The sequence below is a fragment of the Arthrobacter sp. EpRS71 genome (assembly GCF_001512285.1).
GTDB lineage: Bacteria > Actinomycetota > Actinomycetes > Actinomycetales > Micrococcaceae > Arthrobacter.
Window position 1 is genome coordinate 546,910 of record NZ_LNUV01000006.1, and the last position, 17,190, is coordinate 564,099.

13 protein-coding genes and 1 riboswitch are annotated in these 17,190 nt (G+C 63.4%); of the genes, 5 read left to right on the forward strand and 8 right to left on the reverse strand.

All coding sequences use genetic code 11. From position 1 onward, the window contains the following. Positions 1-144 precede the first annotated feature (144 nt). Together AR689_RS12755 and AR689_RS12760 are read right to left on the reverse strand one after the other, a co-directional pair. Complete coding sequence (locus AR689_RS12755; protein WP_062070675.1) at positions 145-3,063, reverse strand: DUF7402 domain-containing protein; 2,919 nt, start codon at positions 3,061-3,063, stop codon at positions 145-147. 121 nt (positions 3,064-3,184) lie between these two features. Beyond that, complete coding sequence (locus AR689_RS12760; RefSeq protein WP_062070677.1) at positions 3,185-3,976, reverse strand: gamma-glutamyl-gamma-aminobutyrate hydrolase family protein; 792 nt, start codon at positions 3,974-3,976, stop codon at positions 3,185-3,187. A 76-nt stretch (positions 3,977-4,052) separates the two neighbouring features. Between AR689_RS12760 and AR689_RS12765 the strand changes: the two genes are divergently transcribed. Then, entirely contained in the window at positions 4,053-5,186 is a 1,134-nt protein-coding gene (locus AR689_RS12765; RefSeq protein ID WP_062070678.1) for an LOG family protein, read from the forward strand. 34 nt (positions 5,187-5,220) lie between these two features. Here the strand turns inward: AR689_RS12765 and AR689_RS12770 are convergent, their stop codons facing one another. From AR689_RS12770 to AR689_RS12780, 3 genes are all read right to left on the reverse strand, one after another. Next, positions 5,221-6,156, reverse strand: coding sequence for a matrixin family metalloprotease (locus AR689_RS12770; protein WP_231745509.1), 936 nt, complete (start codon positions 6,154-6,156; stop codon positions 5,221-5,223). Positions 6,157-6,276: 120 nt separating this feature from the next. Further along, positions 6,277-7,170: a matrixin family metalloprotease gene (locus AR689_RS12775; RefSeq protein WP_231745510.1), complete on the reverse strand. Its 894-nt coding sequence runs from the start codon at positions 7,168-7,170 to the stop codon at positions 6,277-6,279. Positions 7,171-7,272: 102 nt separating this feature from the next. After that, a complete protein-coding gene (locus AR689_RS12780) occupies positions 7,273-8,439 on the reverse strand; it encodes a VIT1/CCC1 transporter family protein (protein ID WP_062070682.1) in 1,167 nt (388 codons plus the stop codon). 266 nt (positions 8,440-8,705) lie between these two features. On the opposite strand from AR689_RS12780, the gene AR689_RS12785 reads away from it, so the two are divergent. Continuing rightward, positions 8,706-8,897: a hypothetical protein gene (locus tag AR689_RS12785; protein ID WP_062070684.1), complete on the forward strand. Its 192-nt coding sequence runs from the start codon at positions 8,706-8,708 to the stop codon at positions 8,895-8,897. On the opposite strand, the gene AR689_RS12790 is transcribed toward AR689_RS12785, so the two are convergent. Together AR689_RS12790 and AR689_RS12795 are read right to left on the reverse strand one after the other, a co-directional pair. Continuing rightward, complete coding sequence (locus AR689_RS12790; RefSeq protein ID WP_062070686.1) at positions 8,894-9,208, reverse strand: hypothetical protein; 315 nt, start codon at positions 9,206-9,208, stop codon at positions 8,894-8,896. The two genes, AR689_RS12785 and AR689_RS12790, sit on opposite strands and share 4 nt — an antisense overlap. 16 nt (positions 9,209-9,224) lie before the next feature. Continuing rightward, positions 9,225-9,344, reverse strand: a riboswitch (SAM riboswitch). Positions 9,345-9,629: 285 nt separating this feature from the next. After that, positions 9,630-11,147, reverse strand: coding sequence for a sodium:solute symporter family protein (locus AR689_RS12795; RefSeq protein WP_197412872.1), 1,518 nt, complete (start codon positions 11,145-11,147; stop codon positions 9,630-9,632). Positions 11,148-11,413: 266 nt separating this feature from the next. Between AR689_RS12795 and AR689_RS12800 the strand changes: the two genes are divergently transcribed. Next, positions 11,414-11,989, forward strand: a complete 576-nt coding sequence (locus AR689_RS12800; protein WP_024819844.1) for a helix-turn-helix domain-containing protein — start codon at positions 11,414-11,416, stop codon at positions 11,987-11,989. 88 nt (positions 11,990-12,077) lie between these two features. Here the strand turns inward: AR689_RS12800 and AR689_RS12805 are convergent, their stop codons facing one another. Further along, a complete protein-coding gene (locus AR689_RS12805; protein WP_062070690.1) occupies positions 12,078-14,051 on the reverse strand; it encodes an APC family permease in 1,974 nt (657 codons plus the stop codon). 228 nt (positions 14,052-14,279) lie between these two features. Here AR689_RS12805 and speB point away from each other — a divergent pair, with 228 nt between their 5' ends. Next, the gene (gene speB, locus AR689_RS12810; protein WP_062070692.1) at positions 14,280-15,350 is read left to right on the forward strand and encodes an agmatinase; all 1,071 of its coding nucleotides are present in this window, start codon (positions 14,280-14,282) and stop codon (positions 15,348-15,350) included. Continuing rightward, positions 15,347-17,050 (forward strand): thiamine pyrophosphate-binding protein, encoded by a 1,704-nt coding sequence (locus AR689_RS12815; RefSeq protein WP_062070694.1) that lies wholly within the window; start codon positions 15,347-15,349, stop codon positions 17,048-17,050. Before speB ends, AR689_RS12815 begins: the two co-directional genes overlap by 4 nt. The last annotated feature ends 140 nt before the right edge of the window (positions 17,051-17,190 follow it).

Below are 17,190 nucleotides of genomic sequence, written 5' to 3' on the forward strand. Positions count from 1 at the left end.
ACCAAAGCAACGCGGGGTCACTGACGGCCCGTTCCAACCACCGGAACGGGCCAAAAGTGACCCCGCGTTGTTGGTTTAACATGGCTGACGCGAGCCGAAGAGTCTGGGGGAAAACTCCGACCCGCGCCAGGTCCAGGGGGCCGGCTAGGCGATGATCTTCAACACCTGCCAACCGCTGCCCAAGCTGATGGGCGGTGCCGTGCTGAACGCTCCGCTGCCTGTGCCCGGATACAGCCACAGGGTGTCGCCGATGCGGCCTATGACGTCGTTGCTGCCATCACCGTTGAGGTCGCGGGGTCCGACTATCGATGTTCGGTTGTCCCAGCCCGCGGAGATCTGCTTCCACTGAAGCCACCCACGGGTTCCGTTTCCGGGGTAGAGCCAGAGAGCGCCTGTATCTGCGCGTCGCGCCAGGACGTCTGACTTTCCATCTCCATTAAAGTCCCCCGTGCTCAGAATTGCATTCATCACATTCCAGCCGGATCCAATAGTGGTGGGTGTTCGCTGACCGCCGGTTCCGTTGCCTTCGTAGAGCCGCAACTCCCCGGAGCTCAGCCTGCCGATGAAGTCCGGAATACCGTCGCCACTGAAGTCGCCGGGGGAGAACAGCTGGCTCATGGTGCTCCAGCCGGTGCTCACCTGGACCCGGGCCCCGAAACTTCCGGCCCCATCGCCCGGGTAGAACCACAGGACGTCGCCGGCACGGGCCAGGAGGTCATTCTTGCTGTCCCTGTTGAAGTCGCCGGGGGTGATGGTTTCGTTGATGCTGGACCATGCCGGTGCCGCCAAGGCTGTCTGCCGTGGCAGGAGGCCGCCTGCTCCGTCACCGGGGTACAAATACAGGTTTCCGGCGGTGTCGGAGGCCAAGACATCGGCTTTGCCGTCACCGTTGAAGTCATGGGCCGACGGCGGCCCGGCTGCGGGTACGGTGTACGTCTGGTTGCCCACGGCCGAAGTGTTGCCCGCTGTGTCCACCCCGATGTACTTCAGATTCAGTGTTGTGGTGCCCATGGAAACCGGGGCCGAATACTTGATGTTCGTGGCCGATTCCGTTGCCGTGGGCGTGCTGCCATCTTTGGTGTAGTAGATGGCCGCACCCGGTTCATTTGCGGAGAGGGTGATGGTGGCCCCACTGGCCAATGCCCTGCTGGTGGGATTGGCCGTGACCACCGGAGCCGTGGTGTCCGGTGGCACCGTGTACGTCTGGGTGACGACGTCGGAGACGTTTCCGGCAGGATCCGTGGCCGAGTATTTCAGCGTCATCGGGCCCGTGCCGTCGAAGGTGATCGGTGCCGAGTACACCAAGCCAGCGGTCAAGGGGTCGGAACCGTTCTTGGTGTACTTGATCACCGAGTTCGCTTCATTGACCGTGAGGGCGATGGTGGTGCCGGGAGCATAGGCGCCGCCCGTGGGGTTGGCCGTCACCACAGGCTTGGTCACGTCAGGGCCGGTGGAATAGACCTGGGTGACGACGGCAGACGGATTGTTCGCGGTATCCACCGCGAAGTACTTCACGGTCAGCGGCCCGTTCACAGTGAGGGGAGTAGCGTATTTGCTGCTGGCCGTAGTGGGCGTGGACCCGTCCAGGGTGTAGTAGATGGTGGCTGGCTCGTTCACGGCAAGCGTGACTTTTTGTCCGACGTCGTACGTGCCGCCTGTCGGGGTGGCTGTGACCACGGGGGCAACAATGTCAGCGGTGATATGCGCTTCGAATTCCGCCAGGCCCACGTTGGTGGTGGTACCGCTGACGGAGGTGATGTTGAAGCGCACGGAGCTGACGGTCCTGGCAGGGAAGTTCACCGTCAGTCCTGAGCCGTTGTTGGGCAGCGCCGCAACCGGAACAGTGGTGCCATCCGAGAACACAAGATTGCCGCCGGTCACCTGGTCACTGGGCAGGGGGCGGTCAAAAAGGGTCACGGCGTTGATGGTCCGTGCGGGGGAGAAGTTGTATTGGATCCAGCTGCCGGCTTTGCCACCGTTGCTGACCCATTCACGGTTGGCGTCCATGGGAGTGCCCCACGCATATCCATCCCGCGCTTTCTCCGGACTTTGTCCCGAGGCCTTCTGAGAGGAGGCTGAGACAGTGGTTCCCGCCGATTTCGCTGCGTTGCCGGTCCATTCAATCGCAGTGATGTACTGCCGTTTGAGCCAGTCACTGTAGGGAGTGTCCGGGCAGATGTCGCCGCAGAGATAATCATCAAACTCAGCGAAGCGCCTGAAGGTGTTCACCTTGTTGGTGAGTTCAGTCCCCGTGACGTTCTGGGCGTATTCGTCGATCACATATGCGTCATACGCGGAGGAAGTGTGCGGTCCTGTGTAGGCGCGGGTAGCCAGTTGACCGAACTTCGCTGCCGCCCAATGGTCGCTGTGGTCATAAGGGGTGGTGAAGTTGCCGGTCCAGTCCTGGGTACGGAACGTGGTGGGTTTGAAGTTGGCCACCAACCGGTTCAGTACGCTCTGCAATTGCGCTTTGGTGTACGTGGCAGATCCATCAACGGGGCGGATGGTGGAGATGCGACCGTCCCATAGTTTCAGGATGCTCTGGCCGTTGTAGCGGGTAGTGCCGTTCCCGTTGGGAAAGCCGTCCGGGAGCCGCAGGAACACCACCGAAACATTCGGAGCGGCAGTGAGAGTGTGAAGGGTTAGTGGACGCTCAGGAACTCCGGCATCGGAGGCCGTCCAAGCGTTGGCTACACCGGCCATCATGGCATAGCTGGACCGGATGCCGTCCTCCAGGCCGCCCCAGTAGGACTGCCCTTCACCGGCTTCCCCCGCGGTGATGTAGATGGTCTGGACGCAGCGCTTGGCCTGGATGTCCCGCATGAAGTCGGGGCTGACGAAGATTAGATCGTCGTCGGTGTGGGCGACTATCATCTGCGCCCCTCCGGTGCCAGGGCAGGGAGGTACGGCCGCCGAGGCGGGCATGGCCAGGCCGAAGACGAGGGATGAAAGGGCAACAGAAAGGCCCAGCAGGAATCCAACGATTCGCCGGGCTGGTGTGCGGGTGCTGACGAGCGGTAGTCGAGTATGAAGACTGGCGTATTTTGGACGGTCCACAACCATGCTCCTTGAGCAGATGTTGGGCCCCCCAGCCGGCAAACTTACGACGCCCCCGGGACGTCATGTCGGATGTAGTTACTCACTGCACCAACAGATGCCTGGTGTAAAAGCGATGCAGTGAGCGCTACTGTACTCCTGCCGAAGGGCCGTGGGTAGGGTTGCGGCAAACATCCACAAACTCCTTGAAGGGCAGCAAACGCCCGGCGTCGGACAACTGGGCGGCCTCCGGATGCCATTGAACCGACACCACCCACCGGGAAGGGTCTTCCAGGGCTTCCACGGTTCGGTCGTCCGCGATGGCAGTGACCAAGAGGCCTTCACCCACCCGGGAAACAGCCTGATGGTGTCCGGAAGCAATTTTGACGGTACTCCCATCGGGAGATCCGTACAGGCCTGCAGTCTTCGAGCCGGGCGTCAGGACCACGTCATGCCAAGCCCATTCGCCGGCCTCGGGATCGGCCGGGTCCAGGCTGCTGTGGTTCACTGCCGATGGCGCCATGTCCTGGATCAGCGTTCCTCCGTAGAGGACGTTCAGCAGTTGGTGGCCGCGGCAGATACCCAACAGCGGCAGGCCGGCGTCGATGGTTGCCCGGGCAACGTCCATGTCCAGGTGGTCCTGCTCAGGGTTCACATCGTAAAGGGACCCATCCGGGTCCTGCCCGTAAAGGCGTGGGTTGATGTCGCCGCCTCCCGGCAGCACCACGCCGTCGAGCGTTTGCATCTCCACGGCCAACCGTCCGGCGCTGTCCGCGGAAACCGGAGTCAGCAGCACAGGTTGTGCCCCAGCCTCACGCAACAGGTCCACGATGCAGGTGAAGAGCCGGTTGGCTTCACCCACGCGGGAATCGGGTGTGTCAGAACTGCTCAGACGTACCGGAACGCCGATGCGCGGACGAACAACTTCTGAACTCTTCATCCTTCATGATGCACCGTGCTGCAGCCGCGCACCCAAACACCCGGCCGCGGGGCCGACGCACCACTACGCTGAAACCATGAATCGCTCCGGAGCTTTGAACCCAAGTCCGCGAACGCTCGAGGTGGAAAGCGTGACCCATTTCCGCCGTCTGATCAGTGCTGGTGCCGGCTCCATGCACGGTTGGCATGCGCAGTCGTTGGACCTCCGAGGCCACTCACGGGAGCTCAAAGCCTTGGACCCCGAAGGCGCGATCTTTCTGGGCTGCACCTTCGATGCCGGGGTGGAGGAAAGCCTCCGACGGCGGGGAGCGCTCATTTTCCCCCAACTTCACAATGTGCCGTTCAACCCCTACCGAAGCGGTGTGTACACCGCCGGGGAACTGTACCCGGACATTTCCTCCACAGAATACGAGTCCACCTTCGACGCCCGCGTCTACCAATGGAGCATCCTGCCCGGGCAGCGGGGCAGCCTGGACGCCACACTCGCTGCAGCCCTCCACGACCATGCAATCGGCGACGCGCTCGACGAGTTGCTGGAGAAGGGCGAACTCTCCGGAACCAAATTGGTGGGGGTGATGGGCGGGCACGCAGCGCAGCGGGGCAGCAAGGAGTTCGCCGACGCCGCGCTGCTGGGACGGTTGCTGGCCCGGGCCGGCTTTACGGTCGCCACGGGTGGGGGTCCCGGCGCCATGGAAGCGGCCAACCTTGGGGCCTACTTGAGCGGACTGCCCGACGCCGACGCTACCGCCGCGCTTGAGGCGCTCGCCGCTGTGCCGGGATTCAGGCCCTCGGTGACGGCCTGGGCGCGGCAAGCAGCCGCCGTCGTCGAACGTTATCCGGACGGTACCCCGACCCTCGGTATTCCCACCTGGTTTTACGGCCACGAGCCACCCAACCTGTTCGCCACCCACATCGCCAAGTACTTCGCCAACGCCGTGCGGGAAGCCATCCTGTTGGAGCTTTGTACCGGTGGGATCGTGTTCCTCCCGGGTGCCGCAGGGACAGTGCAGGAGATCTTCCAGGATGCCTGCGAGAACTACTACGGGGCCCCGGAGACCATCACGCCCATGGTGTTGGTGGGTGGCGAACACTGGGAACGGACTTTTCCTGCCTGGCCCATGCTGCAGAGCCTCGCGGCCGGGAAGCCGATGGCGGAGAAGATCTTCCTGGTTGACACCGTGGAGGATGCCCTCGCAGTGGTTGCCAAATAGGTGGTTGCGGGATAGGTGGTTGCGGGATAGGACCCTAGAAGTCCTTGCTGCAAGGACCCGTGCCCAGCTGGGCCAATCCGGTGAGGTCACCGGCAGCGTATCCGCGCACCCAGGAAGCTTGATCGAACATGAGCTGCCGCGGATCGTCCACGTGGTCCAGGCCCAGGAGGTGCCCGAGCTCGTGCATGATCACAGCTATGCCGATTTCCTCCCCGCTGGGGGCGTTCACGATCTCAGCGAACTGAGGAGCATCCAAGGACACCGTCCCGGTGACATAGGCTTTGTAGCCGTTGCTGAGGCCAACGGAGGAACTACCGCCAAGGCCCACGGTCTGCCCGGTCAGGCGTGGCACCTGCTCAGGGGTGCTCCACGCAATGAGGACAGGGGCCCAACGGTCCCCGTACCTTTCGGGCTGGTACCCGGGCCTGGTGGGGGAAGGAACTTCGGAACTGGGGCCATCGTAGATGAACCTCAACCCCGTGGCTGCCCCGGCCTGTTCCACGGCCTCTTCCACCAAAGGCTGCCAGGAGGCCGGTGCGAGGTCCGAGTTCACCACGTAATGGATGGGCCTGCACGGTGAGTAGGTCAGCGGGGTTCCGTCTTCCTTGAGGGCCAGGAATTTGTACGAGGAACTGGTGCGTTTCAAAGGTGCCGGCGTCCCAAGCGGCGCGTCCGCCTCCTCAAGCCCCGGGACAGGGTCCAGACGCTGGCCGAACGGAACCAGCCCGGGCCTGGGTGCTTGGCTTTGCGAAGAGGACGGGCCATACAGCAACGGGCGGAGTTCGCCGCTGAAGTAGGCTCCCGCGCACACCAACGCGAGAACGCCGACAAGGAACATGATGGCCACAACGCTGCTGTGCTTGATCGGCGGCCTGACGGGGGGAGGCTCAGGAGGGCGCTGGAACTGCGGAAGGTACTGAGGGCGAGGGGGATCGGGGTCCGGCCACGTGGGCGACCCGTAAGGTTCCATGGAACCCCCTGACGTGAAGGCTGCGACGGGAGGTGGGGCGCCGCCGTCGGCCGTACTGGCCAGCATAAGTCCCGCTCCGCCGGGAGTCCATGGCCGAGATGCTCCACCAGCGAAAGGGGCCTAGATGTCCTTGCGGCAGGGCGCAGAGGCAAGAAGATGCAGGCCATTCAAGTCGCCCGCCGCGAGTCCGTCCGGAGCTCCGATTTCCGGGTACATCAGTTGGATCGGATCATCCACATGATCCAAACCCATTACGTGCCCCAGTTCGTGTTGCATGACTGCCAGGACGTAATCGGCCCCGCCGGGACTGGCAAGCAGTTCCGTTACCTGCGGCGTATCAAGCTCCAGGCTCCCGGTGATGTAACTTTTGGGACCGTTGTTCAGGGAGTACATGGTGCTGCCACCGGTCCCAATGACGTTCTCGGCCAGCGCAGGTGCTTCCACGGGCGTGGTCCACGAGATCAGCAGGGGAGCCCACCGGTCACCGTACTTTGACGGCTGATACGGCTCGCGCCGGTCAACAGGCAGCTCGTCCGTGGTGCCGTCGTTGATGAACTGGATACCGGTCGCTGCTGAAATATTTGCCAAGGCGGTGGCCAGCAAGGCATCGGAGCCATCAGGTGCGGTGGCATTGTTGACGACGTAATGCAGCGGACGGCACGGCGAATAACCTACCGGTGTGCCGTCGTCGTTGGTGGCCAGGAACTTATACGAATCGTTGGTGGTGCCGGGCGCTGACGGCGAGGCCAGCGGGGCATCCGCCTCTTCAAGTCCTGGCGGCGGCGCGTCCTGGACGCGCGGGGTTTCGGCACCGCCGGGCCCGCTCTGCGGGGCACCCGGAACGCTCAGGCCCGGGAACAGGGCGGTGATGCGGGGATCGCCCTGCAGGTACCCACTCACCAGAACAGCCACGACTGCGGCAAGACCGGCTATGAGGACGCCGCGGAGAACCAGCACCACTGTGCCACTGCGCCGGTGTTTTGGCACGCGCGTTATTTCCCGCTCCGGGTCCACGGTTCTCCATTCCTGATGCCCTGGTCACGCGGGGCAGCGCGGAGGACGAACCAACATTACGGTCTGCGGCCCGAGCCGTCCAAACTTGTGGGCCGTCCAAACTCACATGATGGTTGCTCCGAACACCAGGCCCAGTCCGTAGGTGGCAGCGGCCGCTCCCAGGCCGATGGCCAGCTGCCGCAGCCCGCGGCTCAGCGGTGACGTTCCGGACAGCAGGCCGACCACGGCGCCGGTGGCCAGGAGCGCCAGACCCACCAGAACCCCGGCCACCATCAAAGCTGCAATGCCGGTCATGCCGAAGATGAACGGGAGGATGGGCACGATGGCGCCCGAGGCAAAGAAGCAGAAGCTGGACAGTGCAGCGCCCCACGCCGAGCCAACGGATTCGTGCTCATCCGCGGGCGGTCTTTCAGGCTGCAAGGACAGGCTCGGATCGCAGTCGCAGCTGAACAATCCCATACGCTCGGCAGCGCGGTGCTCCGCAGCCTCGTGGGTCATGCCCCTGGCCAGGTACACCAGCACCAGCTCGTTGTGTTCTATGTCCAACGACGGCGCGGCCGTCAAGGTTGCCTGCGTGGGCAACGTGGCATTGAGGAGTTCCCGCTGGGAGCGGACCGAAACGTACTCGCCCGCACCCATGGACAGCGCACCGGCCAACAGACCTGCCACGCCACTCATCAGGACCACGGGGCTGGGCACGCCGGTTGCTGCCATGCCCATCACTAACGAAAGGTTGCTGACCAGGCCGTCGTTGGCACCAAAAACGGCGGCGCGGAAAGTCCCGGAGAGCCTGTTGCGACCACGCGTGGCCAGGCCCCGGACTACTTCTTCGTGGATTTGTTCATCGGCCACCATGGCAGGAGTTGCTGCAGGCTCTGTGCCATAGGGCGAACGGCCTTCGGCGCGCTGGGCCAACGCAAGCACAAAGACGGAGCCGAAGTTACGGGCAAGGAATCCCAGGAACTGGCTTCGGCTGGAAGCTGCTTTGGGCATTCCCGCGTGCTCACCAAGGAGCTTGAGCCAGTGGGCCTCGTGCCGGCCTTCCGCTTCGGCCAAGGCGAGCAGAATTTGGCGTTCCTCACCATCACGCCGCTGGGCCAGTTCGCGGTACACGGCGGCCTCGGCACGCTCGTCAGCCAGGTATTGGCGCCAGCGGCGGATGTCCGCGTTCGACGGCGGCGGGGGTTGGGTGCCAGCGTTTTCGGCGGCTGCTGATTCGGGGGTGGTGTCCGGAGTGTGGCTCGACGAACTGTGGGATTCCTGGTGCATCTGCACTTTGTCTCCTGTGCTGGGTGGGGTAGTTGCGGCCCCATTGCACGCTCAACGTTACCGCTTATTCGCAGGGATTTTTGGCTGGTATTCCTTAGCCGGAATGTTCGGTGCACCGTAATTTTCGGTGTTCCTTGACCGTTGCTTAGGCCGGTGCTCAGATGGAAGGACAGGGGATTGGGGTCCTCCCACTCCTGGATTCCTGCAGTCGGGTCAACGGGCTGAGCCGGCCCGTGAAAACCGGCCCACGAGACGGAGGTTGCACCATGAACACCACCGAATCACACGCCAACTACCAGGAACGGACCACCATCGAGTCCGACCCCGCCTACGACTACGCCGAGGACCAGGAAGTGGACCAGCCCTGGGTTGAGGAAGTAGACGCCCCCGACGACGACGAACGTGTGGTCCCCATCGACGAAACCGAAGAGTTCCGTGCGGACGACGAAGAAAGCTAGGCCGGATCCTCGCGACTGAGTGTGAACTGCCTTTGCGCACCGTCGCGCCTGCCCGCCGCGGCGACAGTCACCGTCAGCGTCCTTGACACTTCACACCAACGCGTTGGCCGGACCGCCTGGGCCAACGCCTGCGCGATCAATTGCGGGTGGGGATGCCGGAAGCGCCCGGTTCGGGCCGTGGCACCGTTCCCGGCAAGGATGGTCACCGCGCCCAGGAAGAGGTCGACGGCGGGAATCACCGCGACCGTGGGGGTCCCTGTTGTCTCTGTGGTGCTGGCTGTGGCCGGGGTGGTATCGCCTTGGTACGGCAAGGGACTGCTCCTTGGTGGAGTGCTCTTGCCCGCTCGGTTGTCTCTGGTCCGGGACGGGCCGCTTCCTCATCCGAACCACCCGTGAACATGGGGTTGGTGCGTGGCAAGTCGGAGCTTGGCGCCACATCTCTTGAAGCTGGGACCACCCTACCCCATTGCCAGGGGTACCCGTTGTGGGGCCTGGTGTGCGTGGTTGGGTGGGGTTTTGGGGCGCAGAGTGGGCCCCGCAAATGGGGGGTGTTTGTTGTGGGGCCTGGTGTGCGTGGTTGGGTGGGGTTTTGGGGCGCAGAGTGGGCCTCGCAAATGGGGTGTGTTTGTTGTGGGGCCTGGTGTGCGTTTCTCCGGGGGACAAAACAACGGCGGCGCCACTCCGGAAAGGGGTGGCGCCGCCGTCGAACTTTGCTTGTTTCTTTGTACCTGCCTACGGGGCAGGCGTGGTGAGCTCCTGCTCTGCCACGCGCGTGCCGGCAACCCGGTCCGTCCAGGCCTTCATCACTGCCGGATCGGTGGGCTTGCTGGCGAGCGAAACCACCACGTAAACCAAGGCCGAGGCGATCAGGCCGAAGTAGATGGGCTCATTGGCGTAGATGCCGTCCAAAGGGACCTCAGCATTGATCTCAAGGATGGTCATGGTCCCCAGGGTCACCACTGAACCCGCGGCCATGGACCAGGCTGCTGCGATGCCCGTTCCACGCTTCCACACCAGACCGCCGATGATGGCTACCAGCAGGCCGCCCACCAGGATGTCGTAAGCGATGGTCAACGCGGCCACCACGTCCTTGGTGGAGATGGCGATGATGATGGCCACCAGCCCCAGTCCGAGGACCCAGTAACGGTTTGCCCTGACGTCGTGCTCAGGGTTGTCAGAGTCCGACGTGTCTATCTTCTTGCCAAACCAGCTGGCAACAAAGGGCATGACGTCGGCACGGGCAACGGTTGCCGCAGCGATCAACGCGCCGGACGCCGTGGACATCATGGCGGCCACGGCGGCAGCAAGCACCAGGCCGCCGATGCCGATGGGCAGGAGCCGGGTAGCGACCTCAGCGTAAACGTCGTCCTTGGCAGCGATTTCGACGCCGGAGAGTGCAACGCTGGCCGCCATGCCGATCAAGGCACCTGCGAAGCCGTAAAGAATGCAGTAGACCCCTGCAGTGGCGCCACCCCACCGGGCGACGGTGGGGGTCTTGGCGGTGAACACGCGCTGCCAGATGTCCTGGCCGATCAGGAGTCCCAGTGTGTAAACGACGAAGTAGGTGATGATCGTCTGGAGGCCGATGCCGCCGATGTCGAAGAAGCTCTCATCCACGCGGGCGCGGATGCCATCGAGGCCACCTGCAGCGTTCAGGGCGAAGGGAAGCATCAGGAAGAAGATTCCCACTGTTTTGATGACGAACTGGACCTGGTCGGCCAGGGTAATGGACCACATGCCGCCGATAGTGGAGTAGACCAGCACGATTGCACCGCCGATAGCGATGGCGAGCCACCGCTCCCAGCCGAAGAGGACCACGAAGATGGTGGCGTAAGCGCCGGTGGACGTGGCACAGAGCATGAGGGTGTACGCCAACATGACGATGCCCGAGGTCTGGGTTGCCGTGCTGCCGTAGCGAAGGGTCAGCATCTGGGAGACCGTGTAGATCTTCAGCTTCTGGATGGTCCCGGCAAACAGGAGGCTGAGCAGCAGCACGCCTGAGCCGATTGCCACCACAAGCCACATGCCGGAGATGCCGAACTTGTAGCCGAGGCCGACGCCGCCCACGGTGGATGCGCCACCAAGAACCACTGCAGCCATGGTGCCGGTGTAAAGGAAGGGTCCCAGGCGGCGGCCGGCCACCAGGAAGTCGCTGTTGTTCTTGGTGCGGGACTTGCCCCACCAGCCGAATGCCAGCATGGCGAGCAGGTACACCACCACGATTGCGATGTTTATAGCCGATGATTCCATGAACGGTCCTTGGAGCTGATGCACAGAGGTTGGGGTTTTCGACGATACTCCTGCGAAGCGACGAAGTCTCTGTGCTGACGATTGGAGATTGGGGATGTGTTGTGTGCCTCACAGACAACACTTGTTGCCTATGAGGATATGTTGTGATGGGAGTAACAGTCAAGATCCTTTGGTCATGCTTCCGCGTATTCTGGCGCTCTTGGCCTGTCTCCCGGCTACTATTGCTCCAATGACAGGGCCACATGACAGGCCTGAAAGGTTCGTGAATGAAGGCTCTACCCGTTGAACCGAGCAATGTGCCAGTTGCCATCGGTTCCAGAATCCGCGCAGCCCGGCAGGCGCAGCGCCTCACCATTGAGCAAGTGGCCGATGCCACCGGACTGACCAAGGGCTTCCTTAGCCGTGTGGAGCGGGACCTGACATCGCCGTCGGTCGCTTCCTTGGTGACTCTGTGCCAGGTGCTGTCTGTGTCCGTGGGCGATTTGTTCGCGGCGCCGGAGACACACCTGACCAAGCGCGACGACGGCCCCCGCATCTCCCTGGGTGGCCAGGGCATTGTGGAGCGCTTGTTGACCGCCCGCTCCGAGCGTCGCTTACAAATCCTGCAGGCAACCATCGAGCCACGTGGCCGCGGGGAAAATGAGCTCTACGCAGTGGACTGCGACGTGGACGTACTCCATGTGGTCAAGGGCCGGATCAAGCTCATCCTGACCAACGAGGAGTACGACCTCGAAGAAGGGGACACGCTCTCCTTCCCGGGCCGCGAACCCCACACCTGGATCAACCCCACAGATGAAACCGTCGAGGTGTTGTGGGTGCTGGTGCCGGCAGCCAGCCGCTAGTTCCTGGCGCCCCGCGAGGTGACAGTTAGTGCCAATGTTTCGGGGAAACATTGGCACTAACTGCAGTCTCGGCGGGCGGAAGCCGCGCTCAGCCCACGTGCACCCATGGTCGGCGCGTGATGTCCGGCTCGGCTTCCCTCAATACTTCGCGGGTTACCGGTGCGATCTCTCCCTCGCCGAAGAACAGGAACTTGCTGAGGTTGGAGATCGGGTTGCCCTCGGTCCACCGGAAGTAGATGTGGGGCATGAACCCTGTGACGTCCCGGATGTGGAGGAGCACTGCGGCCACGGTGTTGGGCACGTTGTTGCTGTGCACCTCCAGGATTTTGAACCCATGCCTGAGTTTGCCTACAACCTGGAGTTCCTGCTCGAAGTCCGAGCTGTCGTCCACAATGACCTCGATGAAGACGGCGTCGCAGTCAACGGGCAGATGGCTGGCCTGCTGGGCGTGTTGGAGCTTTTCCCGGTATCGGCTGGCGCTGAGGTGTTTTGGCTCGTGGGCGATGATGCGAACGGGCCCATCGGAAGCGTTTGCAGCGAATTCGAGGGCTTTCTCGTCCATCTTGATGTGAGTGGCCCGGAGTTCGAAAGCGCGCCGCATGCGGGAGATGAAACTGACCACCATGATGGCCAGGATGAAGAGGGCGGCAATCTTGAGGCCGTCGGGGCGTTCGATCGAGTTGACCACGGTGGTGTAAATGAAGACGAGGGAGATCAGGCCGAAGCCAATGACCTGTGCGCGTTGTTTCTTTCTCCGTGCGGACAGGGTTACCGCGATGGAGGCTGAGGTAATGAGGACCAGGACGCCAGTGGCATAGGCGCCGCCTTGGGCGTTGACGTCGGCCTGGAAAATGATGGTCACAATGAAAGCGATGACCGTGAAGACCAGGACCAGGGGGCGGAGTGCCCGTGCCCATGCCGGTGCCATGCCGTACCGGGGCAGGTAGCGGGGGACGAGGTTCAGCAGACCGGCCATGGCGGAGGCGCCGGCAAACCAAAGGATGGCGATGGTGCTGACGTCATAGATGGTTCCGAAGCCGTCGCCGAGGAATTTGTGCGCGAGGTAGGCGAGTGCGCGGCCTTCGGCTTTGCCGCCGTCCTGGAATTCGGCGGCGGGAATCAGCATGACGGTGGTGAAGCTGGACGTGATGAGGAACGAGCTCATGATGATGGCCGCGGTGGTGAGGAGCTTGTGGGCACCTTTGATCCGGCCTGTGGGTTTGGCATCGGTGTCTGTGGGGTGGCCCTTGATTTGGGGCATGACGGCGACGCCGGTTTCGAATCCGGAGAGTCCAAGTGCCAAACGGGGGAAGACCAGGAGTGCCAAGGCGATCATCATGATGGGATCGCCATGGGAGGTGGTGAGCGCGGTCCACCAATCGGTAATGACACCGGCTTCGGTGAAGAGATGGGTCATGGACACCACGATCACCACAAGGTTCAGCGCGAGGAACGCTGCCACCAGTACTACGGCCACGTTGATGGCTTCCTTGAATCCGCGCAGGAAGACGATGCCGAGTCCTGCGATCAAGGCGATGGTGATGACCACTTGCTGGCCTTCGAGGAAGTGCGGGGCGAAGGGGTTCTCGATGAGGTGGGCCGTGGCATCGGCGGCTGAGAGCGTGATGGTGATCATGAAGTCCGTGGCTGCAAACCCCAAGAGGGCAAGGACGAACAGCTTGCCGCCCCATCGTGGCAGCAGGCGTTCCAGCATGGCGATTGATCCTTCGCCGCGCGGGCTTTCTTTGGCAACGCGCCGGTAGACGGGCAGCGCGCCGGCCAGGGTAGCGAACACGAGGAGCAACGTGGCCAAGGGCGACAACAAACCTGCAGCAAGTGCGGCAATGGCCGGCTGATAACCAAGGGTGGAGAAGTAGTCCAGGCCGGTGAGGCACATGACCTTCCACCAGGCCTGCGGTTTGTGGGAGTCTGTCGGTTTCCCGTGGGGGCCCTGCCGCTTGCCTGAGGTGTCCGGCATTCCTTCGAGCAGCCACGACTTGAGGTTGAAGGAGTGCTTTGGCCGGTCGGCCGGGTCGGCCGGAGGCCTCGTCAGGGTGGTCACGTTGTCCTTTCGCGCAGCACGGTGCTGCTTCCGTTAGGAGCGTATGGCCGCCGTCGACGCCGGGACCCCGGTTTTTATGGAATCTTTACGCCTGCTGTGACCGGCATCTCATGCCCCTTTCAGTAATCTGATTTGTAAACAGGTGATGCATATTAGGAAACTTCGAGTGTATGATGGGTGTCACAGCTAGTGACTCAATCGCCCCATGATTACAAGGAGTGGCATATTTTGGAAGAGCTCCGTATTGAAGCCAACGGGAACCTCGGCCCCATCGATTCGTCCCGCATCCCGCGCTACGCCGGTGCCGCCACCTACGCCCGCCTGCCCCGCCTGGACCAGGTTGCCAAGGCCGACGTCACGGTTGTCGGCGTCCCCTTCGACTCGGGTGTTTCCTACCGTCCCGGCGCGCGCTTCGGTGCCAATCATGTGCGCGAGGCCAGCCGCTTGCTGCGCCCGTACAACCCGGCCTGGGACGTTAGCCCGTTCGAGAACATCCAGGTTGCCGACGCCGGCGACATGGCCGTGAACCCGTTCAACATCAACGAAGCCATTGAGACCATCCAGCAGAACGCCTTGGACCTCACGGCCAACGGCAGCAAGCTGGTCACCCTTGGTGGCGACCACACCATTGCCCTGCCCCTCCTCCGCGCAGCAGCCGAACGAACCGGCGAGCCCATTGCCATGCTCCACTTCGACGCCCACCTGGATACCTGGGACACCTACTTCGGTGCCGAGTACACGCACGGCACCCCCTTCCGCCGCGCTGTGGAAGAAGGCATCCTGGACACCGAGGCCATCAGCCACGTGGGTACCCGCGGCCCGCTGTACGGCAAGAAGGACCTCGACGACGACCACCGCTTCGGCTTCGGAATCGTCACCTCCGCAGACGTCTACTACCAAGGCGTCCTGGAGACGGTGGCCAAGATCCGGGACCGCATTGGCAACCGTCCGCTGTACATCTCCGTGGACATTGACGTCCTGGATCCGGCGCACGCACCCGGCACCGGCACTCCCGAGGCCGGCGGTATCAGCAGCCGCGAGCTCCTCGAAATCATCCGTGGCTTCCGCGGCATGAACCTTGTTGGCGCGGACATCGTTGAGGTTGCTCCGGCTTACGACCACGCAGAGATCACGGGCGTCGCAGGCAGCCACGTAGCCTACGAGCTCGTGACCCTCATGGCGGACAACGCCGTCGAAGGCGACCGCCAAGGTGCCCCGAACGGCTACGCGCAGCAGGCGCTCGGCGCTCGCATCGCGGAGCTCGCACAGGCAACCGGAGCAACCGGAGACCAGCGATGATCGACTTCGATCCTGGCACAGCAGCTCCCACGAAGGGGACTAACCAGCGCAACGGTGGGGACCTCGTCGTCGAGACCCTTGAAGCGCTGGGCGCGAAGACTGTTTTCGGCATCCCGGGCCAGCACGCTCTCGGGCTGTTCGACGCCATGGGCCGCGGCAATCTGCACTTCGTGTCTTCCCGCGTGGAGAACAACTCGGCGTTCGCCGCGGACGGCTACTCCCGTGCCACGGGTGAGGTGGGTGTGCTGTTCCTGTCCACCGGGCCGGGTGCGCTGACGTCCTTGGCCGGTCTGCAGGAGGCTTACGCCACGGGCGTTCCCATGGTGGTTGTCGCCAGCCAGATCCCGCTCGATGGCCTGGGTGCGCGTCGCAAGGGCATGCTGCACCAGCTCGATGACCAGAAGGCCTCGGCCGCGAACGTCACCAAGAGCCAGCGACTGATCCAGCACGCTTCCGGTATCCCATCCGCCATCCAGGACGCCTGGACCGAGGCGATTTCCTCGCCGCAGGGCCCTGTCTGGATCGAAATTCCGCAGAACGTCCTGCTGGATCCCATCATGGTGCCCCCGGTGGAGGATGCGCTGGCTGAGGCGTTCGACAACCCGCCGCGCGTGGAGTTGATCCGCGAAGCGGTGAAGTGGCTTTCGACGGCGGAACGTCCGGCGATCATCGCAGGCGGCGGTACGCGTCGTGGCCGGGCTGAGAAGTCGTTGCTCTCGATCGCTGAGCAGCTGCGCGCCCCGGTGATCTGCACTCCCGGTGGCAACGGTGCGTTCCCGTGGACCCACGAACTTTCGTTGCAGTCGTGGATCGAGGACCGGTACATGACCGATGTCCTGGAAGACGCCGATGTCCTGATCGTGATTGGCTCCTCGTTGGGTGAAGTGACCTCGAACTACTTCACGTTCGAACCCCGCGGCCGGATCATCCAGATCGACGCCGAACCCCGGGTCCTGGAATCCAACCGCCCGGGTTTGGGCATCCGCGCCGACGCCGGGCAGGCACTTGCCGCGTTGGACGAAGCCCTCGCCGCAGCAGGTGCAGCGGACGCAACACGGCGTGATTGGCACGGCACCAGCCCGGAAGACGTGGTCAAGGAATCATTGGCCAAGGTCACGGCCCGGCTTGAATCCCAGGACCTGGCCAAGGAACTGAAGTTCATGGCCGACATCCGCGAGGCTGTTCCGGCCGACATGCAAACGTTCTGGGACATGACCATCTCCGCGTACTGGGGCTGGAGCTGCTGGGACGCCCGGCAGGGCCAGTTCCACTCCGCCCAGGGCGCCGGTGGCCTCGGTTATGGTTTCCCGGCAGCCATCGGTGGGGCCGTGGGCCTGGAGACCACGGGCAAACCCGGCCGTGTGCTGGCTGTGTCCGGTGACGGTTCTTCGATGTACTCCATCTCCGAGCTCGCCACGGCCAAGCAGCATAACGTCCCGGTCACCTGGCTGATCGTGGACGACGGCGGCTACGGGATCCTGCGCGAGTACATGGTGGGTGCCTTCGGCCAGGCCACGGCCACCGAGCTCGCCCGCCCCGACTTCGTGAAGCTCGCCGAGTCCTTCGGCGTCCCGGCCCGCCGGGTGGCCCCCGAAGAAGTGGGGGACGCGCTCAAGGCGTCCTTCGAAGCCGACGGACCCAACGTCGTCGTGGTTGAAACGCTGCTGAAGATGTTCGGGCCCACGCACCTGGACGACTAAGCGCGCCAAGCAAGCAGCCCCCGCACGGGTACTCCGTGCGGGGGCTTTCTGCGTTGTGAGGCCCGCTCTGCGCCCTATTCCTCGGAAATAGGGCGCAGAGCGGGCCCCGCAACGCCCATGCACACCCACTCTTTAGTTTC

Coding starts and splice junctions, on each gene's coding strand:
- AR689_RS12755 (WP_062070675.1), bottom strand. CDS start 3,063: ATGGTTGTGGACCGTCCAAAATACGCCAGTCTTCATACTCGACTACCG.
- AR689_RS12760 (WP_062070677.1), bottom strand. CDS start 3,976: ATGAAGAGTTCAGAAGTTGTTCGTCCGCGCATCGGCGTTCCGGTACGT.
- AR689_RS12765 (WP_062070678.1), top strand. CDS start 4,053: ATGAATCGCTCCGGAGCTTTGAACCCAAGTCCGCGAACGCTCGAGGTG.
- AR689_RS12770 (WP_231745509.1), bottom strand. CDS start 6,156: ATGGAACCTTACGGGTCGCCCACGTGGCCGGACCCCGATCCCCCTCGC.
- AR689_RS12780 (WP_062070682.1), bottom strand. CDS start 8,439: ATGCACCAGGAATCCCACAGTTCGTCGAGCCACACTCCGGACACCACC.
- AR689_RS12785 (WP_062070684.1), top strand. CDS start 8,706: ATGAACACCACCGAATCACACGCCAACTACCAGGAACGGACCACCATC.
- AR689_RS12795 (WP_197412872.1), bottom strand. CDS start 11,147: ATGGAATCATCGGCTATAAACATCGCAATCGTGGTGGTGTACCTGCTC.
- AR689_RS12800 (WP_024819844.1), top strand. CDS start 11,414: ATGAAGGCTCTACCCGTTGAACCGAGCAATGTGCCAGTTGCCATCGGT.
- AR689_RS12815 (WP_062070694.1), top strand. CDS start 15,347: ATGATCGACTTCGATCCTGGCACAGCAGCTCCCACGAAGGGGACTAAC.